A 24,601-nucleotide genomic window follows, 5' to 3' on the forward strand; every position below is an offset into this window, starting at 1 on the left:
CTTAACACACCACAAATCAGACTCCTAATCATCACCAGACACCCTTTCAGAAGCCACCATCCAGATGCCAAGACAAGGAAATTCATCGGCTTTTTTAGCCGATCAAAACTCTAGGCTGTCCACGCACCCCAACCCATGAACAACCTGTCCAAGCAATCACAAGAGCGTGGAAATTACTATCCGGAGTGCTGAAGACAGAAATGTCGCGCAAACCATCAATTATGCCATGCAGAGTTTGCAAGGGAGTAGATAGCGCCAGCGCGCAGAGATGTTATCTCCAACGGCACTGGAGTGGATTCACAGCAGCTCTTGGAAGCGGCATCTCCATACCACGGACCTATTGAGACAGAGGCCTTACAATTAAGTCAGGGTCACTTTTGCAAAGCGGCGCTTACCCACCTGATAGATATGCGTCGATCCAGCTTCACAGACCCTGCTCCGGTCTTCAACCCGCTCCCCATCGACCTTTACAGCACCCTGCTTGATCATGCGCATGGCTTCAGAGGTACTGGAGACCAGACCGGCATCCTTCAACAAGTTTGCAACAGGCAGACCATCCACTCCGGCCGGGAGGGTCTTTTCAGGCATATCATCGGGCATAGCACCCTTCCTGAAGCGGGCAACAAAGTTTTCATTGGCTTTTACGGCCGCACTCTTGTCATGGAATCGCTCGATCAATTCTTCAGCCAGTTGCACCTTGACATCCCGCGGATTAAGCCCCTCGTCCACCTGCTGATGCAGCCGCTCTATGTCAGACAGAGAGCGGAAGCTCAGCAGTTCGAAGTAACGCCACATCAAATCGTCCGAGACTGACATGATCTTCCCAAACATGTCATCAGGCGCATCCGTTATCCCAATATAGTTATTCAGGGATTTGGACATCTTCTGCACACCATCCAACCCTTCAAGGATCGGCATGGTCAGGGCAACCTGAGGCTCCTGTCCATAGGCTTCCTGAAGCTGGCGGCCGACCAGCAGGTTGAACTTCTGATCCGTCCCACCCAACTCCACATCGGCCTTCATGGCAACCGAGTCGTAGCCCTGCACCAGCGGATAGAGAAATTCGTGGATCGATATCGGCTGACCACCCTTATGCCGCTTATTGAAATCATCGCGCTCCAGCATCCTCGCCACAGTGTGCTTGGCTGACAGCTGAATCAGATCAGAAGCGCTCATCTCCACCATCCAGGAAGAATTGAAAAAGACACGGGTCTTCTCCGCATCAAGGATTTTGAACACCTGATGCTCATAGGTTTTGGCGTTCTCCATCACCTGTTCGCGGGTGAGCGGGGGACGTGTAGCGCTTTTGCCGGTGGGATCACCGATCATTGCGGTAAAATCACCTACCAAGAACATCACATCATGCCCGAGCTCCTGGAACTGCCGCAGCTTATTGATCAGCACCGTGTGTCCCAGATGCAGATCCGGCGCGGTGGGATCAAAGCCGGCCTTCACCCGCAAAGGCTTTCCACGCTCAAGCTTTTTTACCAGTGACGCTTCCAACAGTATCTCATCGGCACCACACCGAATGACCTCCATCGCCTCCGCGACTGATGCCATGATCCACCTCTATTAATTGAATTTGTAGGGGCGGACAACTTACAGGATGAGCGTGGAAAAAGTAACCACTTCACCTATTATTAACCCGGCGGACATTTACATATTGATATAATGCTTGTATGAAAATAGACACACGCAAGCTCAGAATCGAGCAACAAGAACTCCTGAGACAACAAGCTGTTCAGCTCCGCCTGCAAGGAAAGAGCTTTAAGGAAATAGGCGGCTTAGAGCGTACCTTGGGTACCTTCACGGTCACTGAACCTATGCCTGTCTGGATGACTCGTTCCGGCAGGTAACCACTGCCTACGACAGCAGCATGACCACACTCGGTTTGTTGTCCGGCAACTGGGATAACAAGGCTTGCAACTCCGTTTCTATCGCTTGTTCAATCAACTTTTTGGCTCCCATTCTGGGCAACTCTATCAGCGATCTGCTCTCGATCTTCGATCAAAACAATTGTATTCTTATTCGCGGTGGCGTATCTCATTGGTTGTTTGGTTACTTTGCAGTTTCAAATCAACCAGATACGCCGCTCTTTTTCGGTGCCTGCCAAACACCACTTTCAGTTATATCTCGCTTTATTGTGCCTGGATAATGCTAGCAGAGAATTCAGATCCTCAGCCTGATACCTCAGGGACGACTAATTAGTCAGTGGCTATTGAAGAACGATTGAAAATGGATACAGAAGCGGATGGCATTTTTTTAGGCTCAATACCACGGTCTTGGTTCAATATTACGGGAACCTCTAAAAAACCGACAAAGGCCATATAGTCTCTAGCAAATCCGGAGAGCCCGGTATCTTCACGCTCATTTTTCTGGCAACATCCAGATCCATACCTCGCTTCATCCGGCTAGCCACACCAATCGACGCATGTTGTATCAAATTCATCATACCAATGTTCACGCCGACCTTGCCTTGCCCGATGCTACGCACCAGTCGATTGGCCTGCTGGGCAAACACGTGCTCAACTCGAGCCCGAACTCTTGATCGTTTTCGGTTTGCCTCTCGCTCCCGTTCATTCGAGGGGCGTTTACGTGTCGACTTGCGATGAATCTGACTGCGGTAATGCGCACCCCGGTAAAGCGGCTTCCCGTTCTACACTGCGGTAAGCAGAATCGGCCCAGACACTGCCATTATTGTTGTTCTCATCCAGCAGTTCCTCAAAGACCTAGCTTCAGCTGATGTGATGGCGTACTTGCGAATGACCTTGTGCTTCCGGTCTATGCTGATGCGGTTTTTGTACCCATAGTGGGTTTTGCCATGCTTCATGGTCCAGTGGGCTTCAGCATTCTTCTGGCGGCATTTGTTATCACTCCATGTCTCAGGGCTATCCCCGGCTTTGATCTGCCTATTTTCCTCTCGTGTATTACGTTGCCTGGGTACTGGAACGATAGCGGCATCTACAATCTGCCCCTTGCGAACACTGAAGCCTGCTGCATCAATCTGGATCAGCAGCTCTGAAAAGAGTTTATCAACAAAGCCCCGTTCTTTCAGGCGCTCACGATATACCCAAACTGTTTTAGCATCGGGTACCTTACCCTCCCCGGGCTCAGCCCAGGAAAACGACAAAAGCTATAGCGATCCGGTATTTGGAACTCTGTTTGAGAGTCGTCCAGGCTGGATAAATGCTGTAGGATCAACAGCTTAAATATCAGTACACATCGTAAGGTGGACGCCCACCTTTACTGGGATCACTGTTTTTATAAACTGGGCCCAGCAACGTCCGAAAAGCCTCCTAGTCTACGGTCCTTTCCAGTTTTGGCAGCGGGTCTCCCAGTTGCTCAAGAAGTTCAAGTCGGTTTTGATGATCAAAAAAACTTGGCTGCGTGGCTTTTACCAATGGTTGGTTGAGTTGATTACTATCTCTGATTTGGGAAGGTTTTTAGGAGCTCCCTTAACCCAGCAACCGTTTATTTACGCCAGTAGGCAGGTGCCAGCAGCACTAAAAGGGTAAAAATCTCCAGACGACCCAGCAGCATCCCAAAGCAAAGAATCCATTTTGCAGGATCATTTATCGTAGCATAGCTGGTACCGACTCTAGCCAGGCCAGGCCCCAGATTGTTGATGGATGCCGCCACTGCCGAAAAAGAGGTCATCAGATCCAGATCGGTTAACGCCAGAGCAAAATACATCAGGGTAAAGCTGGCCACATAGAGGGCAAAGAAACCCCAGACTGCCTCTACCAACCTGGAGGAGATGATCTTCTCCCCCACGCGAATAGGGATCTGAGCACTGGGATGGATAAGGCGGGTAATCTCCCGCAACCCCTGCTTCACCAGGAGCAGAAAGCGGATCACTTTGATACCGCCGCCGGTGGACCCGGCACAGCCACCGATAAAGCTGGAGAAAAGCAATACAATGGCGATGAAACCCGGCCAGATAGAATAGTCTGCCGTGGTAAAACCTGCGGTCGTTCCAATAGAGACCGCCTGAAAAATACCTTTTGTTATCGCCTCGCCCCAACTCTCATAGGTACCGAATCCATAGAGCGCAAGGGTGACAATAACCGTCACAAAGGTCAGCGTCCCAAGGTAAAAGAGAAATTCACTGTCGAAAAAATAGATCAACGGATCACGCCGCCGCCAGGCAACGAAGTGGAGGGCGAAATTGGCACCGGACAAAAGCAGAAAAACAACAGCGATCATCTCGATCAGGGTACTGCCAAAGTAACCCATGCTAGCATCGTGGGTGGAAAAACCACCTATCGCGATAGTGGAGAAAGCGTGACCAATCGCATCGAACAGCGTCATTCCCGCGCCCCAATAGGCCAATGCGCAGGCAATTGTCAGTCCAAGGTAGATGTACCAAAGCGCTTTTGCTGTCTCGGTGATACGCGGTGTCAGTTTGGAGTCTTTCATCGGCCCGGGTGTCTCTGCCCGATACAGCTGCATACCACCGATGCCCAATATCGGCAACACGGCGACGGCCAGCACAATAATACCCATTCCACCCAGCCACTGAAGCTGCTGCCGGTAATAAAGAATAGATTGCGGCATCTCATCCAGTCCGATGATCACCGTAGCACCGGTCGTGGTCAGGCCGGAGATAGATTCAAACACGGAATCCGTCAGCGACATATGAGGATGATCCGTCAGTGCGAATGGAAGTGCTCCGGTCAGCCCGAGCACAGTCCAGAACATCACCACCACCATAAAACCATCCCGCAACCGCAGTTCACGGGCTTGATCCCTGACCAACATCCAAGAGACAGCGCCTGCCATAAAGGTAAGTGCGAACGCAATGACGAAAGCGGATGCCGCGCCATCGCCATACCATAACGAAACTACTACAGGCGGTAGCATAGTCAGGCTGAACAGCATCAGAAGGATGCCCAAAATGCGTTGTACGGCACTGAATTGCATAGTTAGTCAGACTCCAGGAGGCAGCTGCATTAAAGAAACGTGACACTCACCTGGAACAGGCTTTCCACTTCCGGAATCTGGCGTTTATCCACCAGAAACAGGATCACATGATCCTCCGACTGAATCACGCTATCGTGATGCGCAATCAGCACCAAGTCGCCCCGCACAATGGCACCGATACTGGTTCCCTTGGGCAGATTGATATCTTCAATCGTTCGCCCAACCACTTTGGATGATATTTTATCGCCATGGGCGACCGCTTCAATCGCCTCCGCTGCGCCACGGCGCAGAGAGTGAACCATAACCACATCGCCGCGGCGTATATGGGTCAACAGGCTACCTATGGTTGCCTGCTGGGGAGAGATGGCGATGTCAATCGGCCCGCTCTCAACCATATCCACGTAAGCTGCCCGGTTGATCAGGGCCATCACCTTCCTCGCGCCAAGCCGTTTGGCCAACATGGCGGAGAGAATATTCGCCTCGTCATCATTGGTGACTGCGCAGAAGACATCGGTATTCTCTATATTCTCCTCTAGCAGCAGATCTTCATCCGCTACGTCGCCATGCAGCACAATGGTGTTGGAGAGCTCTTCGGCAACCTTTCTTGCCCGCAGTTTGTCGCGCTCAATCAACTTCACCTGATAATGCTTCTCCAGGGTACTGGCAAGGCGTTGGCCGATATTGCCCCCACCGGCAAATATCAACCGCTTGAATGGCTTCTCCAACTTGCGCAGCTCACTCATCACTGCCCGGATATTCTCCGTGGCCGCAATAAAGAAGACCTCGTCATCCGCCTCGATAATAGTATCACCCTCTGGCTGGATAGCCCGGTCCTGGCGGTAGATGGCAGCGACCCGGGCATCGATATGCGGCATATGCTCATACAGCGTACGCAACTCATTACCCACCAATGGACTGCCAAAATAGGCGCGTACCGCAACTAATCGCACCCGTCCGCCGGCAAAATCGAGCACCTGGAGCGCACCCGGGTTCTCAATCAGCCGCATGATGTAATCAGTAACCAGCTGTTCAGGACTAATCAGTACATCGATGGGCAGGGCATCGGACGAAAAAAGCTGGGGAAACTTGGTAAAGCCCAGCGCACGCACCCGGGCAATTTTCGTCGGGGTGTGGAATAGCGTGTAAGCCACCTGGCAGGCGACCATATTGGTCTCGTCATTGTTGGTAACTGCGAGAATCATATCGGCATCCTCAGCCCCCGCCTGCATCAGCACTTCAGGATGTGCGGCATATCCCTGAACCGTGCGTAGATCCAGTCTGTCCTGCAACTCATGCAGGAGATCCGGATTCTGGTCCACCACAGTGATGTCATTGGCTTCTGAGGCGAGGTTATTGGCTACGGATGACCCCACCTGCCCTGCGCCGAGAATTATTATTTTCATCGCTTGTCCACACACCTGATACAAAGTTCAGGCGAATCATACTGTGAACCAGCCTCCAAGGAAAATAGCTCTAGAAGTCTAGTCTATTGAAAACTCTCCTGAATAATGATTGACTTGACAAAAAACGTTACCAAAAGAAACGAGTTGCCACCTAAAGTAACAAATACACTCCCCAACAAAAGGTAACACTTTTTTATCCTTTTTAATTTAAAGGTAATAACTTCCTGGCACGATTCTGGCACTCATTTACTTTCTGTTTTTTGGATGCCGTCCTGATGAATATACGGCGATATCTCAGAAAATATAAATCCTCGAAATTTATTTTTACAATAGAGCCTGCGGCAATTATTTAAGAACACTGCAGTATGTCCGCTTGATTTTTGTCGCAATAGCGGTTTGTTTGGAGGTAATTGTAGTGGAGACTCTTATCCAGAGTATTCTTGCCAATTCACCAAATAATCACACAAGATCAACTTTCATGAAAAAGAAGGGCTGAAGCCCTGGAGAGGAGAGATACATGACCGATAAAAAGATTAGCGAGTTGTCCCGCCGTGGTTTTATTAAAGTCGGCGCTGGCGCTATGGCGGCTACCAGCATACCTATGTTCTTTGTTAAGGACGCCTGGGCCGCAAACGACTTCCGTAACAACCCTGGCAATGCAGGCAGTGTAAAATTCGGCTTCAACGTTCCTCAGACTGGTGCCTATGCCGACGAGGGTGCTGACGAACTGCGTGCCTACAAGCTTGCAGTAAAGCACATCAATGGTGAAGGCGACGGCGGCATGATGAATACCATGAAGCCTCTCAACCTCAAGGGTAACGGCATACTCGGCAAGAAAGTCGAATATGTAACGGGCGACACCCAGACCAAGTCTGATGCGGCGCATGCTTCCGCCAAGCGCATGATCGAGAAAGACGGTGTTCTGATGGTTACCGGTGGTTCCTCCTCCGGTGTTGCCGTTGCGGTACAGGGGCTCTGCCAGGAGATGGGCATCATCTTCATGGCCGGCCTGACCCACTCCAATGACACCACGGGTAAAGACAAGCGCCGTTATGGTTTCCGTCACTTCTTCAACGCCTACATGTCCGGTGCCGCACTGGGCCCAGTACTAAAGAAAGAGATGGGCACTGAGCGTAAAGCCTACCACCTGACTGCCGACTACACATGGGGCTGGACCCAGGAAGAGTCAATCAAAAACACCACTGAAGGATTGGGCTGGAAAACCACCGCCACAGTTCGTACCCCAGTCGGTGCCGGCGACTTCTCCCAGTACATCACCCCGGTTCTGAACTCCGGCGCAGACGTGTTGATCCTTAACCACTATGGTAAAGATATGACCAATTCTCTGACCCAGGCAATTCAGTTCAGTCTGCGTGACAAACAAGTCAACGGCAAGACCTTTGAGATCATTGTACCTCTCTTCTCCCGTCTGATGGCACAGGGTGCCGGCGAGAACATCAAGGGTATTCTTGGTACCACAAACTGGAACTGGGCGCTGCAGGACGAAGGCTCCAAAGCATTCGTCAAATCCTTTGGTCAGGAGTATGGTTTCCCACCATCAATGGCGGCTCACACCACCTATGTACAAGCCCTTCTTTACGCCAATGCGTGTGAAAATGCCGGTACCTTCTACCCACCTGAGGTGATCAAGCAGCTGGAAGGCTTCAAGTTCGATGGCATGGGCAATGGCGCTACCGAGTACCGTGCCGAAGATCATCAGTGCTTCAAGGATGTTCTGGTTGTACGCGGTAACGAGAATCCTAGTTCTCAGTTCGATCTTCTCAAAGTTGAGCAGATAGTGCCTCGCTCTCAGGTTGAATACGACACCAAGATATTCGGCGGCGAACTCGGCCCCTACGAAGTTTGATAAGACCCTGAACCTGAATCCGTGGATTCAGGTTTCAGGCTAAACATACTGTCGGCCACCTTATAAGGGTGGCCGGCAGATGTCTGTCTCCATTCTCAATATCACCGGCTATAGGCAGTAATGGACGCAATTTTTCTTCAGATCCTCAACGGGCTCGACAAAGGCGGTGCTTACGCACTTATCGCCCTTGGTTTGACCCTTGTATTCGGCACCCTGGGCGTAGTCAACTTTGCCCATGGCGCACTCTTCATGCTCGGTGCATTTTGCGCAGTAACCACCCAAAAAATACTGACGTTCTCAAAACAAGTAAAAGACGAAAGCATTACCTTTTTTGACGCATTCTTAAAGAGCAGCCCTACCTGGAAATCTGGTGGGGGGACTTCGGTTCCATGATTATCGACTGGTCTGTACCCATATCGATACTTCTGACCATACCGATCATGCTGCTGGTAGGCATTACTATGGAGCGTGGCCTTATCCGCCACTTCTATAAGCGCACCCACGCTGAACAGATTCTGGTGACTTTTGGCCTGGCGATCGTGCTGCAGGAGATCATCCGCTCATTCTTTGGTCCCAACCCGATCCCGACACCCGCACCTGATATCGTTGTGGGAAGCGCCGCCATCGGCGCATTATTCGAACTGGGAGAGTCCGTCGTCTACCCCTGGTGGCGGCTGATCTATCTGTCATTCTCTATCATCCTTGTCTCCTCTGTAGTTCGCCTTCCTCCAATTCACCACCTTCGGTATGGTGGTCAGGGCCGGAATGCACGACAGGGAAATGGTCGGTTTGCTGGGTATTGACGTGCAGCGGCGTTTTACTATCGTATTCGGACTCGCGGCCGTTGTAGCTGGACTGGGCGGCGCAATGTATTCGCCGATTCTACCGCCGGATTATCACATGGGAATGGATTTTCTGGTGCTCTCCTTCATCGTCGTGGTGGTAGGAGGCATGGGCTCACTCAGGGGCGCGATTGCCGCAGGTTTTCTACTGGGGCTACTGCAGTCATTTTCATCGATGAACGAAATAAAAGCCATCATTCCAGGCATTGACCAGATCATTATCTATCTGGTTGCCGTAGTGATCATCCTGGTCAGACCGCGCGGCCTGATGGGACGCAAGGGTGTGATGGAGGATTAATATGAGCATGCCATCTTTACGTAATGACTGGGTCGTCATGGCCCTATTCACCGCAGCGGTTCTCACCATGCCGGTCTGGCTGTCACCGATTGGTGCCGCCTATCCGGATCTGCTGCAGAAATTCGCCATCTTCGGGATTTTTGCCATCGGCTACAATATCCTGTTTGGCCTCACCGGTTACCTCTCGTTTGGCCATGCCGTGTTCCTCGGGGTCGGCTCCTATGCCGCAGTCTGGTCGTTCAAACTGCTCACCATGAACGTCTTGCCGGCGATCATGTTTAGTGTTGTGGTAGCGGGACTGTTCGCAGTAGTTATCGGCTTCCTCAGCCTACGCCGGTCAGGCATCTACTTCTCGATCCTGACACTTGCATTTGCCCAGATGTCCTACAATCTCGCCTACTCGGTTCTAACGCCGATTACCAACGGCGAAACCGGACTCCAACTGGCCAAAGGCGACATCCGTATTATCGACTCGGTGTTCGTCGAGGCAGGAGAAGGGCTTCCTTCAACCAACTTCTTCGGCATGGAAATGAGCGGTTATCCCGGTTTCTATTTCTGCGCCGTGATGCTGATTATCGGATTCTTCATCTCATTGCGGATTTTCCGATCACCCTTTGGGCTGAAACTGAGGGCCATCAAATCCAACCAGAATCGCATGCGCTACACCGGCTTCAATACCAAACCCTACTTGCTGACAGCATTTGTCATCTCTGGCATGTATGCCGGCATGGCAGGAGCACTGTTGGCGGTAACCGATCCTCTGGCAGGCGCTGAGTGCATGCAGTGGACCGCCTCGGGCGAAGTGGTATTGATGACCATTCTCGGTGGCGTCGGCACCCTGGTAGGACCGCTGCTGGGCGTAGGCATCATTAAAGTACTTCGAGAATATTTTCTCCGCGCTCAATACAGAGGCCCTGCACCAGACGTTCTCTTTCCTCCCGGATTGGCTGGAGAACATTGTTGTCGCTATCGCCGGTAATTTTGTTGGGGATGGCTGGCATCTGACCCTTGGCGCACTCTTTATGGTAATCGTGATCTTCCTTCCTGGTAGCGTTCTGGAAGGTTTCCAAAAAATTGCATCAGCCGTTCAAAATCTCTCCAAACGGTCAGAAGCTGAGACCACTCAGCAGTCAGAGAAGGAGTGTGCTGATGGATAATATCGTTTTAAGTATTAGAAACGTGAACAAGACCTTCGGCGGTCTGCATGCCCTTGGCGACATCAATCTGGATATTGAAGAGGGTAAGATCCATGCCATCATCGGCCCCAACGGCGCCGGTAAATCCACCCTTCTAAATGTCTGTATTGGTCGACTGGTGCCCGATAGCGGCACGGTTGAGTTTGATGGCAAAAACATGATCGGTCTGAAGCCTCATGAAATTAACCATGCAGGCATGGTGCGCATCTTCCAAACGCCGGAGATCTTCCCTGATCTCTCGATTTTGCAGAACCTTGATGATACCTGCCTTCTCCAAACGCGATGGCGTATTCAAATTCAACGCATTCACCAGCATGGCAGCCCACAGCAATATTGAAGAACATGCGGCACATGTGCTGGAAGATATGGGCTTGGGATCCCAAATACACAATCATGCAGGCAGCATGTCACGCGGCGACAAGCGACGCCTGGAACTGGCCATGGGACTGGTCCAGCATCCACGCCTGCTGTTGTTGGATGAGCCCACGGCCGGCATGGCACGACACGACACCAACCGCACCATTGATCTGCTGAAACGGATTAAAGAGCGCGGCGTGACCAAAATCATCATTGAGCACGATATGCACGTGGTGTTCAGCCTAGCCGATACAATCAGCGTCCTCGCCCAGGGCCGTATCATTGCCCAAGGCACGCCAGATGAGATTCGTGGTAACCCCAAGGTACAGGAAGCCTATCTGGGCGGAGCAGAGCTATGAGTGAATACAACAGAACACACGCCGTATCCCCTGTCACCAGCACCGGCTCTGATCTGGCGTTTTTCTCCTGCTGGGATGTCCACTCCTACTATGGTGAAAGCTATATCGTCCAGGGTGTCAGTTTTGATATACGCGAGGGTGAAGTGGTTGCCCTGCTGGGCCGTAACGGCGCAGGCAAGGCATCCACACTGCGCTCTATTGCGCGGGTAGACTCACCACAGGTAACCCACGGTGAGATTTGGTGGACCATCAGCCACTGCACAAAATGTGCCTCACATGAAGCAGCCCAGATCGGTGTCGGCCTAGTACCGGAGGATCGCCGTATCATTGCCGGAATGACAGTGGAAGAGAATCTGATCCTGGCGCAAATAGCGCCACCCATCGGCTGGACCATCGAACGTATCTACGAGCACTTTCCCCGCTTGGCTGAGCGCCGCAACCAGGAGGCGATCACGCTTTCCGGTGGCGAACAGCAGATGCTGGCGGTCGCCCGCACCCTTGCCCGTGATCTCAAACTATTGCTGCTGGACGAACCTTATGAAGGGTTAGCGCCGGTCATCGTCCATGAGATAGAACGCATCGTTGATAACATCAAAAAACTGGGTATTACAACCATCATTGTCGAGCAGAATGCGGTAGCAGCGCTACGCCTTGCGGACCGGGCCATTATCCTCGATATGGGGCAGGTGGTATTTGATGGACTGGCTCAGGAGGTATTGGATAACGCCGACCTCCGACAGCAGTATCTGGCAATCTAACGATCTGATGGGACCTATCAGGAACACAGAGAAGGCCTTTTTAAAAACTCACTGCGTCCTTCTTATTATTATTTCCGGACGGACACTAACCCAGTACCCATCCGGGTATGTTTAACATAGCGCATCTTTACCCACATGTTCTGCAACAGTTGCAACTATCCGATCAGAGACCATGACGCGCTCTTCTGCCCCGAGTGTGGTAAGCGTCTGGATAAAGAGAACGGCTGCGCCGTCTGTGGTAAACCCTACGAACCGAATGCCAAATTTTGCGGGCGCTGCGGCACACCGGTAGGCGGTAACATTGCCCGTTGCTGGTCGCCGCTTTATTGCAAGGAGTCGGGTAGCGCAACGCTGCCGGGAAATTACCACTTCCGATACAAAGCCTGCAACGGCATTTTTCTCGAAGCCTACCGCTTTACCGATCAGCCTGTCTACATCCATTGTGCGGGAAAATAGACAGCGGAAAAAAACATCACCTGCAGAAAAAACCACGGGCGAAAGCCAGCTGAAAACCATGGTCAAAGAGGAGCTGGAGCGCCGTATTTCCGACGCCGGAACCAAGGGTGGAGCCGTATTCCGCAGCCAACAACTCTCCCTGGAAATTGCTGAGGAGAATTGGGCCTTGATTCATGGAGGGGAGTATCTCATGGGCTCCCCGGCAGGAGAGAAGGAGCGATTCGACTTCGAGCGCCAACACCCGGTGCAGATCAATACTTTCGAGATGTTAAAAAAACCTGTTACCTTCGCCATGTACGATGCTTATTGCGAGATTCGTGATTTAACCAAGCCCAATGATGAAGGTTGGGGGCGCGAAACCAGACCGGTCATCAATGTGGATTACTGGAGCGCCATACAGTATTGCATCTGGCTGAAAAAACAGACCGGCTGGCAGGTCCGCCTGCCGACGGAGGCGGAGTGGGAATATGCCTGCCGTGCCGGCACCACCACACCTTTCTGGAATGGTGAAACAATCACCACTGAGCAGACAAATTTCGACGGTAGCTATGCCTCCTTTTATCGCGGCGGAGAGAAAGGTGTAAGGCGTGTCACGACCACCCCGGCGGGCCAGTTCCCCGCCAACCCATGGGGGCTGTGTGACATGCATGGCAATGTATGGGAGTGGTGTTCTTCTGAGTACGACGACAACTACAGCGGGATGGAATTACTCAGCGCCTGCCATCATCCTGAGAATCCAAATCCCAGAGTTGTCCGTGGAGGCTCCTGGCATAATGTGCCAAGTGTGCTGCGCTCTGCCTCCCGGAATAAACTCTCTCCAAAACTCCACTACCTGAAAGTTGGCTTCCGGCTGGTTCGTGAGATTAAATAAGCGGCTGTCCTAGTTAATCAGTTAAATTTTTATTTAACCCATTGATTTAGTTATTTTAACTGATCTTTTTAGACCACTATTGTTAAATCGCCATTCACACTCCTTCAAAAAGAGATAAAAACGGTCTTTTGATGCACCGTTAAACTTACGCATATGGCTCTTTCCCTAATCGAGAGGGTAAGTATCACCCAACCACTCCATCAGGATAAAGATTCAGCCCTCCAAGGTGGAGGTAGATTGCATTGGCAAATCGCTCCTTGTTGCGGAAACCTCTGCTACGCACCTTGATCATCTTGATTCGGCTATTGAGGCCTTCTGCCGAACCATTACTTACTTCCAAAACAACAGCGTTCAATATTTCCCACAGATGATCCTTGATTGTTCCCGCCACTTTCTTGATTGGCTCCAGGCCACTGCGCATTGCCCATGGCAACCACCGCTCCCGGCCTTTCCTTGCTCATGTCTTGAGAGTGACATGGCAAACTCTTTGATCGCCCAGGCACGGGCAATCCTCAGCGTGCTATCACGTAGCGCCTTAACCGCAATTTCTGTCGGCGTGTCATGTTCTCCGGGTTGCAGGGCTAGTCATACTGGCTGCCTTTAGGGCCCTCATAGCCATCAGCGCTTTGTGCTCTTGGCAGCGTGTACCTTGTCTACTGCTTCACCGAGATACTTGGCGACATGGAGTTTATCAAAGGCAATCTTCTCTTCAGCCCTAGGCAGGCTTTTCAGTGTGGCATTGATAAAGGCTGGCCACATATCCATGGAGACACTCTCTATCGCTTCTCGCTGCTCCTCTGTCAGACTTTCGTACCATGTGCTTTAAGCGTTGCCTTTTTGCGGTCACTGCCCACGTGTGGCACTGTACCTGCATCCTGGCCTGGTAAGACTGTTGCATAATCATGGCGTTTCTTGAAGACCGTCTCATCAACACCTATCTGATCTCTGTTCTACGTGCCAGTCCTCGCTTAACCTCTCGCTGCATAATTCCATCAATGGCATTCTAACTCAGCCCCATCAATCGGGAGACTACCGAGATCGATACCTCTTTCAACCAGTCGATCACCAGTGCCTCAAACATTGCAGTAAATCCAGAGCCCGGTTCCGCCCAGGAAACTGGCACGGTGACCATCCCATGTTCTTCACACTTCACTCTGGGCGCATCTGCTACCAAAATAGTTTTGTACTGGCAGGTGTCCAGGTGCCGCCAGCGGCGCTTCCGTGAGTCATAGTCCGGTGACAGAGGTTAAACAACACTGCTTGGCACCTACCTCCTGCCCAACGTGTACCGTTACCTTTCCCTCTGACAGAGCCAACTCTAACCTGCCAAGGGACTCTTGATACCCAGGATTTGGACGTGACGTATAGATCTTTATCTCTCATAGGGGGGCACGTTGATTTACCCACTCAATTAGGGGAAGAACCGATTTTAGAAGACATTACTCGCAAGGACTATATAGCGTTGCTAGATGCTGTCGTAAATCGAGGAGCGAAAATTGTTGCTCTCAAAGGTCAAGCAGTTGTTAGCGCAGTAGCTTCGCCGTACAGCGTAGCCATATTAAATCAAACCCCATTCTGGGCTTAGGTAAAGTGCGCTAGGCACTAAAGAAATACCCCGGTCAAGAGTGTGCTTAACCCGGCTAAGATAACTACACTGCTCAAAGGGCTGGATGATTGGTCAGCCCACGACACTATCAAGTTGGCTATTCGCTTCATTCTAGCATCCGGGCAACGTGTGGCAACGGGTATGACGTGGAAAAATGTAGACCTGATAAGGGAACCTCTAAAAACCCGACAAAGGCCAATAGTCTCTGGCAAATCCGGAGAGCCCAGTATTTTCACGCTCATTTTTCTGGCAACATCAATATCCATGGCTTGCTTTATCCGGCCAGCTACACCAATCGATGCATGTTGCACACCAAATTTATCATACCAATCTTCCCGCCGGCTTGGCTTGCCCGATGCTACGCACCAGTCGATTGGCCTGCTGGGCAAACACGTGCTCAACTCGAGCCCGAACTCTTGATCGTTTTCGGTTTGCCTCTTGCTCCCGTTCATTCAAAGGGCGTTTGCCTGTCGGCTTGCGATGAATCTGACTGCGGCAAGCAAAATCGGCCCAGACGCTGCCATTACTGTTGTTCTCATCCCGCAGTTCCTCGAAGACCCGGCTATCTCGTCAACTTCTGCTGATGTGATGACGTACTTGCGAATGACCTTGTGCTTCCGGTCTATGCTGATGTGGTTTTTGTACCCATAGTGGGTTTTGCCATGCTTCATGGTTCCAGTGGGCTTCAACATTCTTCTGGCGGCGTTTGTTATCACTCCATATCTCAGTGCTATCCCCGGCTTTGATCTGCCTATTTTCTTCTCGCGTATTATGTTGCCTGGGTACTGGAACGATAGCGGAATCTACAATCTGTCCCTTGCTAACACTGAAGCCTGCTGCATCAATCTGGATCAACAGCTCTGAAAAGAGTTTGTCAACAAGGCCCGGTTCTTTCAGGCGTTCACGATATACCCAAACTATTTTAGCATCGGGTATCTTACCTTCCGAGCTCAGCCCAAGAAAATGACCTCCTCTCTGAAAACCGTACCGATCTAAATTAGAGAATTCTGGCAAATCCGTTAAGCTGAAAGCAGGAGGACGAAAATCGTCTCCTATAAAGCAGATGCTTCAGGATGTCGTGTGCGAAAAAAGCGCTGAAGACGGCCAGGTGTCGACGTTTAATTACTTTTCTCCAGGGCAGTTACCGGGTTAGTGACCGCCGGGCCTGTGCAGTCATTCAGATGGGCCGCAGCAATTATAGCTACAAAAGCAGGAAGCATGATGATCCGGCTTTACGATTCCGGATATGTGAAATTGCCAAATACCATGTTCGTTATGGCTATCAACGCATTCATACTCTATTGCAGCGTGAAGGCTGACGGGTAAATCATAAGCGTGTGTTGCGCATCTATCGTGAGGAGGGCCTGAATCTAAGGCGCAAACGACCAAGGCGTCGAGTTGCCGCCGCACACCGGATGGACAGGCCGGAGCTCTCTCATATTGATCAGTGCTGGAGTATGGATCTTTTCGCCGATCAACTGTTCAACGGGCGACGAATCAGAGCGTTAACTGTAGTCGATAATTTGGCCGAGACTGAAGAAGATCTCAACGAGTTTCGGCAAATGCTGACCAGGATCACGTTCGAGGCAGCACTCAATGCTGAACTGGCTGATCATCTTGGCTTTGCCAAGCATCAACAATCCGAAGCGAGTAATAGCCGCAACGGCACTACCAGCAAGACCTTGCAAACGAAAGATGGCCAGTTTGAACTGGATACCCCGCGAGATAGAGCGGGCAGCTTTATTCAAGGAGATGTATGGGGCCGATGTCTCTGCCACACTCATATCCAAAGTCACTGATGCAGTTATCGAACAGGTTGTTGAATGGCAATCTCGCCCCCTGGATGCGATTTATCCTATTGTTTATCTGGACTGCATTGTCGTTAAAATCCGGCAAGACAAGAAAGTGATCAACAAAGCGATTTACCTCGCTCTGGGCGTTAACCTGGAAGGCCACAAGGAATTATTAGGGATGTAGCTATCGGAGAATGAGGGGGCCAAATTCTAGCTGAACGTATTGACAGAGCTTCAAAGCCGCGGTGTGAAGGATATTTTGATTGCCTGTGTCGAAGGCTTAAAAGGCTTTCCTGATGCCATCAACACGGCCTTTCCGGATACCCAGATCCAGCTCTGTATCGTGCATATGGTACGGAACTCGATGAAGTAGGTGCCTTGGAAAGACTACAAGCCTGTCACGGCTGATTTGAAAAAGATTTACCAGTCCATCACCGAGGAAGAAGCCTTATTGGCGCTGGATAAATTCTCTGACCGATGGGACAACAAGTACCCCAGGATCAGCCGCTCCTGGCGTGCCCATTGGGAGAACCTGAACACGCTGTTCAACTACCCGGAGGACATACGAAAGGTGATCTACACAACCAACGCCATTGAGTCACTGAACAGTGTCATTCGCAAAGTGGTCAAAAAAACGGAAATTATTTCCAACCGATGACTCGGCAAAGAAGGTAATCTATCTGGTAATCCAGGCCGCATCGAAAAAATGGACAATGCCGATCCGTCATTGGAAACCAGCACTGAATAGATTTATGATTGAGTTCGAAGAACGCTTAGCGGAATATATTTAACCCGGGCAGTTACACAGAAAACTTTACAGGCTCGCAAAAAAAGATTGAAAGCTGGCGCCATGATTACAATACATTTCGACCTCATACATCACTGGGAAACTTCACGCCGGATGAATTCCGGGAGAAGCACTCTAAGGCCGGAATTTTATAAGAATGCCCTGTACAGTTTTTGGTAGGGGCTCACCCCCTGGCAATAGGGCACCAATGAAAATACCAGTGGACTGCTACGTCATTACTTTCCTAAAGAAATCAATTGGCAAAAGGTCACTGATCTAATGCTTGCAACGGTGGTGGAAAAGTTCAACAACCGACCTCTCAAATGCCTCAATTATCAGACACTCAACGGAGTCTTTCTGAAGAGCACAGGTGATACACTTGCAACTTGAATCCCCCATTCTGGGGCACCGAAATCAGCTCCGCATCAAAAATCTGGCGATGCTATTTTGCCAAATAGAAACTAATGAAGCGCTGGAGCCGTCTGATGGAGTGTAAGGTCAGGATCGAAGCAGCTCCTCATAAAGCTCCACATAATGGGCCGCGCTGGCGTTCCAACTGAAATCGCAAGCCATACCATTGCGCTGGATTTTGTGCCATTTGTCCAGATCGGCATAAAACGCTTGTGCCCGCCGGATAGCATGCAACAAGGCGCCGGCATCAGCATGCTCAAAGACAAAACCTGTTGCGTCAGACTGCATATTCTCCAGACTCCCCGCATCCACAACTGAATCGGCCAGCCCACCAGTATGGCGTACGATTGGCGGCGTGCCATAGGCCATACTGTACATCTGATTCAGACCGCATGGCTCGTAGCGTGAGGGCATGATAAAGGCATCTATACCGGCTTCCATGCGGTGAGCCAATCTTTCGTTATAGCCAATATAGGTGGCGAACTGGCCAAGATGTTTGTGTGCAAACTCACTGAAGCGCCCTTCGAGTACCGGATCACCCGAGCCAAGAAGACATATCTGCACACCGTCATTGAGCAGTTCAGGCACGATATCGGCAAACAGATCCAGCCCTTTCTGGTCTGCTAGGCGGCTGATCACCCCCAGCAGCATCACATCCGGGTGTTGCGCCAGCCCTAACTCCTGCTGCAGCGCACGCTTGTTTTCAACCCCGTTACTGAGTGTTCTGGCGGTGTAGTTTTTAACCAGATGGGCGTCGGCACGGGGGTCCCAGTCAGCGGTATCTATACCATTTAATATACCTTCAAGCCGGTCGAATCGGTGCTGTAGCAGCCCTTCGAGGCCGCAACCGAAGAACGGGTCCTGAATCTCCCGAGCATAGGTTGGACTCACCGTGGTGATACTGTCGGCAAATCGCAATCCGGCCTTCAGAAAAGAGAGTTGATCATGAAATTCCACCCCTTCGATCTCCCGGACCGCCTCCGGTGGCAACCAGAGAGAATCCACCAGCTTGATGTCGAAGACGCCCTGGTAGGCCAGGTTGTGAATGGTAATGACCGTGCGAGCTCGCGGCGTTGCCGAGTAGTGCAGGTAGGCAGGCGCCAGCCCGGTCTGCCAGTCATTGCAGTGCAGAATATCCGGTTGCCAATCCAGCGGGCTGGCCTGTTCTGACAGCAGATTTGCCACATAGGAGAGGGTGCCAAAACGCAGGGCATTATCCGCCCATTCATGACCTGCGGCACCCTGATAAGGACCGCCATCTCTATGGTACAAACCGGCGTGATCGACGACATAGACAGGAAAACCCTGGCCGGGCATCTTCCCCTCAAGCAGTCGTACAGCACCGCCTGGGGTATAGAGCAGGTCGACCTTCAGTGCATTTTCTAGCTCCATCTGCTCCAGCACCCGGGTGTAGCCGGGAATCAGGATACGGACATCCAGGTCCAGCCCGTTCAGTGCGGCAGGCAAGGCTCCGCTCACATCAGCCAAGCCACCGGTCTTGATCAGGGGGTGAGTCTCGGAAGTCGCAAAGAGTACTTTGAGCTTTTTAGCCACTACCCCTTCTCCGGCATCAGGATCAGCAACGAGAGTGGCGGCAAGGTAAGGGCCACAGAACACGGGCGCCCCATACACGCCTCGTTATCCACCGGCACGAGATCCACATTACCGGCATTGCTGCCATCGTAGCGCGCCGAGTCACTGTTCAGCACCTCTCTGTAAGCGCTGGCCTCGGGTACACCAATCCGGTAATCATATCTCGGCACCGGGGTAAAGTTGGCCACAACAACCAACTGCTGATCGCCGCTTTTACGCAGAAAGCTGATCACCGACTGTTGCGCATCATTGCAATCAATCCACTCAAACCCTTCGTTGTAAAAGTCCAGCTCATGGAGCGCCGGCAGCTCTTTGTAGAGCCGGTTCAGATCAGCTATGAGTTGCAGCATCCCCTTGTGATTCGCATACTCCAGCACATACCAGTCCAGCTCTTTTTCACAGTTCCACTCGGTTCCCTGGGCAAATTCAGACCCCATAAAGAGCAATTTTTTACCCGGGTAGGCCCACATATAGGCGTAAAGCAGACGCAGGTTTGCGAAGCGCTGCCACTCATCGCCCGGCATTTTCCGCACCATGGAACCCTTTCCATGAACCACCTCATCATGGGAGAAGGGGAGCACAAAGTTCTCGGTGTAGTTGTAGAGCATGCCGAAGGTGAGGATGCCATGGTGGTGCTGGCGATGGATCGGCTCATTGCTGATATATTCCAGGGTGTCGTGCATCCACCCCATGTTCCATTTCATGCTGAATCCCAGCCCGCCAACCTCAACCGGACGGGTGACACCGGGCCAGGTGGTGGACTCTTCGGCGATAATTAAAGTACCGGGATACTCACCATGGGTAATCTTGTTGAGCTGTTGCAGGAAAGCAATCGCTTCCAGATTTTCATTACCCCCATGGATATTGGGAATCCAGTCGTGGGGTTCCCGGGAATAATCCAGATAAAGCATGGAGGCGACGGCATCAACCCGCAGGCCGTCGATATGAAACTCATCCAGCCAGTAAACAGCGCTGCCGATGAGGAAGTTTCTCACCTCGTTCCGGCCATAATTGAAAATCAGCGTTCCCCAATCCGGGTGAACGCCGAGTCTTGGGTCTTCATGCTCGTAGAGAGGGACACCGTCAAACTCCGCCAGGGCAAATGCGTCACGGGGAAAGTGCCCCGGTGCCCAATCCAGAATCACCCCAATGCCCTGCTGGTGGCAGTGATCAACAAAATAGCGGAACTCATCCGCCAGGCCAAAGCGCCGGGATGGGGCAAAATAGCCGGTGGTCTGATAGCCCCAGGAGATATCCAGAGGATGCTCCATCACGGGCAATAACTCGATATGGGTAAAACCCTGCTGCTTCACGTAGTCGACCAGCTGTTCTGCCAACTCCCGGTAACTCAGGAAGCCACCCTCTCGCTCTTCGTTGCGCCGCCATGAGCTGAGATGGACCTCATACACAGAGAGCGGCGCTTTCAGCCAGTCGGCTTCGCTTCGCTGCTTCAGCCAGGGGTCATCACCCCAGGCATAGGCGGTGGAAACAGGCACCTGGGAGGCTGTTTTTGGCCGCATCTCACTCTGTTGGGCATAGGGGTCACTCTTCTGCAGAATCGTGCCATGCCCCCGATTGCGTATCTCATATTTGTAGATGTCACCGCTGGCGAAGCCGGGGATAAACAGCTCCCAGACACCGCCGCCGCCACGAGTCCGCATCGGGTGCCGCCGACCATCCCACTGGTTGAAATCACCAATGACGCTGACACGCTCCGCATTGGGAGCCCAGACAGCGAACAGAACACCCTCTATCCCCTCAACCGTATCGGGATGCGCCCCCATAAAGCGATAGACATGGTGATGGTTTCCCTCGCCAAACAGATACAGATCTAGATCTCCCAACTGGGGCGGAAAACAGTAGGGATCATACGTTGTGTGCTGAGCACCACCGGGATAGGTGGCGGTTATCTGATAGCGCTCTGGCATCACATCTGAAGCACCCTGCCAGACAAAAAAGTCGCTCTCTTCGATACGCTTCAGCTCGTCTCCTGTTTCAACAATCACCGCCTTGGTGGCACCCGGGAGAAATAGTGTCACCTTCTCCTGTTCACCATGAAGGTGTCTGCCAAGAACTTGAAAAGGGTCGTGATGCCGGGCTTCGGCAATCCGAATCAGGTCAGGAGACAACGCATTGGTATTTATCATTTTTAGCCCCATTCCTGCTGCACGGAAGCAACTTGGTCGTGCATCAAGGGTAGTTCAATAAGAACTGTCATTATTGTCCAGTACTCTACCAGGATCACTTTGAAAGAGTACCAGTATGAACCGGGTAGATAGCCGTTCAGCTGATCATCCTGAATATTACCACGAAGGGCCCAAAGAGATGAGATGAGTATATGAATTTCCTTATAAACCAAAAAATATACCCGCCCTGTATCCCCATTATGGCTGGCATAAAGGGCTACTTTAACAAATCAGGGCCGCAATCGTGTAAGATCTATCGTTAAATCATCAAGAAAAATCGGGGCGTAGGTATGAAACTGACGGAGACAACCGCCTGGATCAAGCTCAAAGAACAGAGCCAAGCCGTCAATAATATCCATATGCGGGATCTGTTTGATCAGGACCCTGGACGCTTCGACCGGTTCTCCATTGAGCTGGATGAACTCCTCCTCGACTATTCGAAAAACCGCATCGACGATACCATTTTGCAGCAACTGATTGAGCTGGCCAGAGAGCAGGATTTACCCTCCTGGATCGAGAAGATGTACCGCGGCCAGCGCATCAATACCACCGAGAACCGAGCCGTTCTCCACGTGGCACTGCGCAACCGCTCCAACCAGCCGATTCTGCTGGACGGCAAGGATGTAATGCCTGCCGTCAACGCCGTGCTGAAGCAGATGAGAGAGTTCTGCAACGAGATCCACGACGGCACTTGGCAGGGGTTCAGCGGCAAGCGGATTACCGATGTGGTCAATATCGGCATCGGTGGGTCAAACCTGGGCCCGGTGATGGTGACAGAAGCACTCCGGCCCTATGCCACAGAGGGTATTGATGTCCATTTCGTCTCTAATGTCGATGGCACCCAGACCTCGGAAACCCTGAAGCGACTAAACCCGGAGACCACGCTGTTCATCGTCGCCTCCAAAACCTTCACTACCCAGGAAACACTGACCAACGCCTACAGTGCCAGAGACTGGCTGATGAGAGCAGCGCCTGATGAAAGCGCTACCGCCAAGCATTTTGTCGCCGTCTCCACCAACAGCAGGGAAGTTGAAAAATTCGGCATAGATACCTGTAACATGTTCGAGTTCTGGGACTGGGTTGGGGGGCGCTACTCGCTCTGGAGCGCCATTGGTCTGCCTATTGCCCTGTCTGTCGGCATGGACCGGTTTGAAGAGCTGCTCTCAGGGGCACACCGGATGGATGAGCATTTCCGCACCGCGCCGCTGGAACAGAATATGCCGGTTATCGTCGGGATGCTGGGGATCTGGTGCATCAACTTTCTCGGCGCCAAGAGCCATGCTATCCTGCCCTACGATCAATACCTGCACCGCTTCCCCGCCTACCTGCAACAGATGGAGATGGAGAGCAACGGCAAAAGCGTTACCCGGGATGGAGAGCGAGTCGATTATGAGACACGCAATGTGGTCTGGGGTGAACCGGGAACCAATGGGCAACATGCCTTTTTCCAGCTGCTGCACCAGGGCACACCCCTGATAACCGTGGATTATCTGGCTCCGGTTGAAAGCCATAACCCTTTAGGCGATCACCACTCCATTCTTCTCTCCAACTTCTTTGCCCAGACCGAAGCGCTGATGCGCGGCAAGACCGAACAGGAGGTAAGAGCGGAACTGGAGGCTGCCGGACTGGAAGGCGAGGCGCTGGAGAAACTGGTTTCCCACAAACTGTTTGACGGCAACCACCCCACCAACACCTTTCTGTTCTCCAAACTCACGCCAAAAACGCTAGGTATGCTGATCGCCTTCTATGAGCACAAGGTGTTTGTCCAGGGTGTCATCTGGAACCTCAATTCCTTTGACCAGTGGGGGGTTGAGCTGGGCAAGCAACTGGCAAGGGGGATACTGCCGGAACTGCAAAAAAGCGATGATACAACCAATCATGACGCCTCCACCAATGGCCTGATCAACTACTGCAAACAGCACGGCCTCAGTGAGTAATCCAGAACCACTACTGGTGGGCGTAGATCTTGGAGGGACAACCCTACGTGCGGGCTTGGTCCGCGATGGAAAGGTAATCGCCGAGTACAGAGTTAATGCCGACCTGTCGACCCGCTGCGCCCAGGCTTCACCGGAACAGGCCCTGGAATTGGTGGTTGAGGTACTCACTGAAAGCATCACCACAATCCAGAAAAATGCCGACTCTAAAATCGAGGCAATCGGTCTATCGCTACCCGGCTACGTGGATGGTGACAGCGGCGTGATTTTCTCCTCGCCAAACCTGCCAGGGCTGAACAACGCCGATATCGCCACGCCCCTGGCGCGCCATTTTGACGCAGAGATCCGGGTGGAAAACGACGCCTTGGCTACCACCTGGGGGGAGTTCAACTGCCACCCGGACCAGCCAGAGCATATGATCTATATTGGTTTGGGCACAGGGATCGGCGGTGGATTGATCCTCAATGAAAGAACCCTACAGAGGGACTCACGGCATGGCCATGGAGATAGGGCATATCGTGATTGAACCTCAAGGCCGCCCCTGCGGATGCGGAAAACAGGGGGTGTGTTGAGCGCTATGCTTCAGCCACAGGCTTAAGCATCAGCTTCGCAGAACTCACTGGAAACCAGCTGAATGCGACAGAGATCGCAGGTTTAGCTGAGGCAGGTCATGGCGATGCCCTTGCCTGCTTTAAAACAGCCGGGTACGCTGTAGGACAGACAATGGCACATCTGGTTAAGATCCTGGATGTGACCGATATCGTTATCGGAGGTGGAGTCAGCAGCTCATGGAGATGGATGGAACCGCACTGCAACCAACAACTGGATAGAGACCTGTTCGAGCCACTGCACACCAAAACGCAGATCAGCAGATCCTCATCAGCCGACCAGGCAGGCATCCTGGGCGCAGCCCTGCTCGCCGGCAGAAAACCTCACATTATCCCACCTTCAGCATGAGTCG

Annotated in this window: 19 protein-coding genes and 9 pseudogenes; 13 read left to right on the forward strand and 15 right to left on the reverse strand. The window is 52.0% G+C overall.

Annotated features, from left to right (window positions below):
- Window positions 1-360 precede the first annotated feature (360 nt).
- From tyrS to trkA, 6 genes and pseudogenes are all read right to left on the reverse strand, one after another.
- On the reverse strand, window positions 361-1,560 hold the full coding sequence (gene tyrS / locus MN084_RS18000; RefSeq protein ID WP_241085500.1) for a tyrosine--tRNA ligase: 1,200 nt from the start codon (window positions 1,558-1,560) through the stop codon (window positions 361-363).
- A 223-nt stretch (window positions 1,561-1,783) separates the two neighbouring features.
- Window positions 1,784-2,001: pseudogene (locus tag MN084_RS18005) on the reverse strand (IS256 family transposase); the annotation flags it as partial.
- 304 nt (window positions 2,002-2,305) lie between these two features.
- Complete coding sequence (locus MN084_RS18010) at window positions 2,306-2,521, reverse strand: hypothetical protein (RefSeq protein WP_241085499.1); 216 nt, start codon at window positions 2,519-2,521, stop codon at window positions 2,306-2,308.
- A 135-nt stretch (window positions 2,522-2,656) separates the two neighbouring features.
- Window positions 2,657-3,130 carry a transposase gene (locus MN084_RS18015; RefSeq protein WP_241085498.1) on the reverse strand — a complete coding sequence of 158 codons (474 nt, stop codon included), beginning with the start codon at window positions 3,128-3,130 and terminating at the stop codon, window positions 2,657-2,659.
- 341 nt (window positions 3,131-3,471) lie between these two features.
- Window positions 3,472-4,923 (reverse strand): TrkH family potassium uptake protein, encoded by a 1,452-nt coding sequence (locus tag MN084_RS18020; protein ID WP_241085497.1) that lies wholly within the window; start codon window positions 4,921-4,923, stop codon window positions 3,472-3,474.
- A gap of 29 nt (window positions 4,924-4,952) precedes the next feature.
- Entirely contained in the window at window positions 4,953-6,326 is a 1,374-nt protein-coding gene (gene trkA, locus MN084_RS18025; protein ID WP_241085496.1) for a Trk system potassium transporter TrkA, read from the reverse strand.
- A 517-nt stretch (window positions 6,327-6,843) separates the two neighbouring features.
- On the opposite strand from trkA, the gene MN084_RS18030 reads away from it, so the two are divergent.
- The 7 genes and pseudogenes from MN084_RS18030 to MN084_RS18055 all read left to right on the forward strand — a co-directional run bounded on the left by MN084_RS18030 (window position 6,844) and on the right by MN084_RS18055 (window position 13,330).
- Window positions 6,844-8,193 carry a substrate-binding protein gene (locus MN084_RS18030; RefSeq protein ID WP_241085495.1) on the forward strand — a complete coding sequence of 450 codons (1,350 nt, stop codon included), beginning with the start codon at window positions 6,844-6,846 and terminating at the stop codon, window positions 8,191-8,193.
- 120 nt (window positions 8,194-8,313) lie between these two features.
- Window positions 8,314-9,333, forward strand: a pseudogene (locus MN084_RS18035) (branched-chain amino acid ABC transporter permease).
- Window position 9,334: 1 nt separating this feature from the next.
- Window positions 9,335-10,490: pseudogene (locus tag MN084_RS18040) on the forward strand (branched-chain amino acid ABC transporter permease).
- A pseudogene (locus MN084_RS18045) lies at window positions 10,483-11,245 on the forward strand (ABC transporter ATP-binding protein). The pseudogenes MN084_RS18040 and MN084_RS18045 overlap by 8 nt, the downstream one beginning before the upstream one ends.
- On the forward strand, window positions 11,242-12,003 hold the full coding sequence (locus tag MN084_RS18050) for an ABC transporter ATP-binding protein (RefSeq protein ID WP_241085494.1): 762 nt from the start codon (window positions 11,242-11,244) through the stop codon (window positions 12,001-12,003). The pseudogene MN084_RS18045 and the gene MN084_RS18050 overlap by 4 nt, the downstream one beginning before the upstream one ends.
- A gap of 135 nt (window positions 12,004-12,138) precedes the next feature.
- A pseudogene (locus MN084_RS20105) lies at window positions 12,139-12,264 on the forward strand (double zinc ribbon domain-containing protein); the annotation flags it as partial.
- Window positions 12,265-12,304: 40 nt separating this feature from the next.
- Window positions 12,305-13,330, forward strand: coding sequence for a formylglycine-generating enzyme family protein (locus MN084_RS18055; protein ID WP_330178222.1), 1,026 nt, complete (start codon window positions 12,305-12,307; stop codon window positions 13,328-13,330).
- A gap of 184 nt (window positions 13,331-13,514) precedes the next feature.
- Here the strand turns inward: MN084_RS18055 and MN084_RS18065 are convergent, their stop codons facing one another.
- The 7 genes and pseudogenes from MN084_RS18065 to MN084_RS18095 form a co-directional block, all read right to left on the reverse strand.
- Window positions 13,515-13,763, reverse strand: a complete 249-nt coding sequence (locus MN084_RS18065) for a transposase (protein ID WP_277400117.1) — start codon at window positions 13,761-13,763, stop codon at window positions 13,515-13,517.
- A gap of 185 nt (window positions 13,764-13,948) precedes the next feature.
- Complete coding sequence (locus MN084_RS18070) at window positions 13,949-14,095, reverse strand: transposase (RefSeq protein WP_277400116.1); 147 nt, start codon at window positions 14,093-14,095, stop codon at window positions 13,949-13,951.
- 35 nt (window positions 14,096-14,130) lie between these two features.
- Window positions 14,131-14,268 (reverse strand): hypothetical protein, encoded by a 138-nt coding sequence (locus MN084_RS18075; RefSeq protein WP_320416385.1) that lies wholly within the window; start codon window positions 14,266-14,268, stop codon window positions 14,131-14,133.
- Between the two features lie 65 nt (window positions 14,269-14,333).
- Window positions 14,334-14,483, reverse strand: a complete 150-nt coding sequence (locus MN084_RS18080; protein WP_241085491.1) for a transposase family protein — start codon at window positions 14,481-14,483, stop codon at window positions 14,334-14,336.
- A 27-nt stretch (window positions 14,484-14,510) separates the two neighbouring features.
- Window positions 14,511-14,573 (reverse strand): annotated as a pseudogene (locus MN084_RS18085) (hypothetical protein); the annotation flags it as partial.
- Window positions 14,574-15,257: 684 nt separating this feature from the next.
- Window positions 15,258-15,392 carry a hypothetical protein gene (locus MN084_RS18090; protein ID WP_277400114.1) on the reverse strand — a complete coding sequence of 45 codons (135 nt, stop codon included), beginning with the start codon at window positions 15,390-15,392 and terminating at the stop codon, window positions 15,258-15,260.
- A 114-nt stretch (window positions 15,393-15,506) separates the two neighbouring features.
- Window positions 15,507-15,950, reverse strand: coding sequence for a hypothetical protein (locus tag MN084_RS18095; RefSeq protein WP_241085490.1), 444 nt, complete (start codon window positions 15,948-15,950; stop codon window positions 15,507-15,509).
- Between the two features lie 227 nt (window positions 15,951-16,177).
- Between MN084_RS18095 and MN084_RS20110 the strand changes: the two are divergent.
- From MN084_RS20110 to MN084_RS20115, 3 genes and pseudogenes are all read left to right on the forward strand, one after another.
- A pseudogene (locus MN084_RS20110) lies at window positions 16,178-16,459 on the forward strand (IS3 family transposase); the annotation flags it as partial.
- Window positions 16,460-17,520 (forward strand): annotated as a pseudogene (locus MN084_RS18100) (IS256 family transposase).
- Between the two features lie 43 nt (window positions 17,521-17,563).
- Window positions 17,564-17,671 (forward strand): integrase core domain-containing protein, encoded by a 108-nt coding sequence (locus MN084_RS20115; protein WP_445083987.1) that lies wholly within the window; start codon window positions 17,564-17,566, stop codon window positions 17,669-17,671.
- Between the two features lie 343 nt (window positions 17,672-18,014).
- Here MN084_RS20115 and glgA read toward each other — a convergent pair whose 3' ends face one another.
- Together glgA and glgB are read right to left on the reverse strand one after the other, a co-directional pair.
- A complete protein-coding gene (gene glgA, locus MN084_RS18105) occupies window positions 18,015-19,481 on the reverse strand; it encodes a glycogen synthase GlgA (RefSeq protein WP_330178223.1) in 1,467 nt (488 codons plus the stop codon).
- Window positions 19,481-21,667, reverse strand: coding sequence for a 1,4-alpha-glucan branching protein GlgB (gene glgB, locus MN084_RS18110; RefSeq protein ID WP_241085488.1), 2,187 nt, complete (start codon window positions 21,665-21,667; stop codon window positions 19,481-19,483). Before glgB ends, glgA begins: the two co-directional genes overlap by 1 nt.
- A gap of 329 nt (window positions 21,668-21,996) precedes the next feature.
- Between glgB and pgi the strand changes: the two genes are divergently transcribed.
- The 3 genes and pseudogenes from pgi (at window position 21,997) to MN084_RS18125 (ending at window position 24,597) form a co-directional block, all read left to right on the forward strand.
- Window positions 21,997-23,643 carry a glucose-6-phosphate isomerase gene (gene pgi / locus MN084_RS18115; protein WP_241085487.1) on the forward strand — a complete coding sequence of 549 codons (1,647 nt, stop codon included), beginning with the start codon at window positions 21,997-21,999 and terminating at the stop codon, window positions 23,641-23,643.
- Window positions 23,636-24,166 (forward strand): ROK family protein, encoded by a 531-nt coding sequence (locus MN084_RS18120; protein WP_320416351.1) that lies wholly within the window; start codon window positions 23,636-23,638, stop codon window positions 24,164-24,166. The genes pgi and MN084_RS18120 overlap by 8 nt, the downstream gene beginning before the upstream one ends.
- A pseudogene (locus MN084_RS18125) lies at window positions 24,141-24,597 on the forward strand (ROK family protein). The gene MN084_RS18120 and the pseudogene MN084_RS18125 overlap by 26 nt, the downstream one beginning before the upstream one ends.
- Window positions 24,598-24,601 lie beyond the last annotated feature (4 nt).

Origin of the sequence: Candidatus Vondammii sp. HM_W22 (assembly GCF_022530855.2) — a bacterium.
GTDB lineage: Bacteria > Pseudomonadota > Gammaproteobacteria > Chromatiales > Chromatiaceae > Vondammii.

Bases quoted from the DNA above. Each gene is read 5' to 3' on its own strand.
- tyrS (WP_241085500.1), bottom strand. From the start codon at position 1,560: ATGGCATCAGTCGCGGAGGCGATGGAGGTCATTCGGTGTGGTGCCGAT.
- MN084_RS18020 (WP_241085497.1), bottom strand. From the start codon at position 4,923: ATGCAATTCAGTGCCGTACAACGCATTTTGGGCATCCTTCTGATGCTG.
- trkA (WP_241085496.1), bottom strand. From the start codon at position 6,326: ATGAAAATAATAATTCTCGGCGCAGGGCAGGTGGGGTCATCCGTAGCC.
- MN084_RS18030 (WP_241085495.1), top strand. From the start codon at position 6,844: ATGACCGATAAAAAGATTAGCGAGTTGTCCCGCCGTGGTTTTATTAAA.
- MN084_RS18050 (WP_241085494.1), top strand. From the start codon at position 11,242: ATGAGTGAATACAACAGAACACACGCCGTATCCCCTGTCACCAGCACC.
- MN084_RS18070 (WP_277400116.1), bottom strand. From the start codon at position 14,095: ATGGATATGTGGCCAGCCTTTATCAATGCCACACTGAAAAGCCTGCCT.
- glgB (WP_241085488.1), bottom strand. From the start codon at position 21,667: ATGATAAATACCAATGCGTTGTCTCCTGACCTGATTCGGATTGCCGAA.
- pgi (WP_241085487.1), top strand. From the start codon at position 21,997: ATGAAACTGACGGAGACAACCGCCTGGATCAAGCTCAAAGAACAGAGC.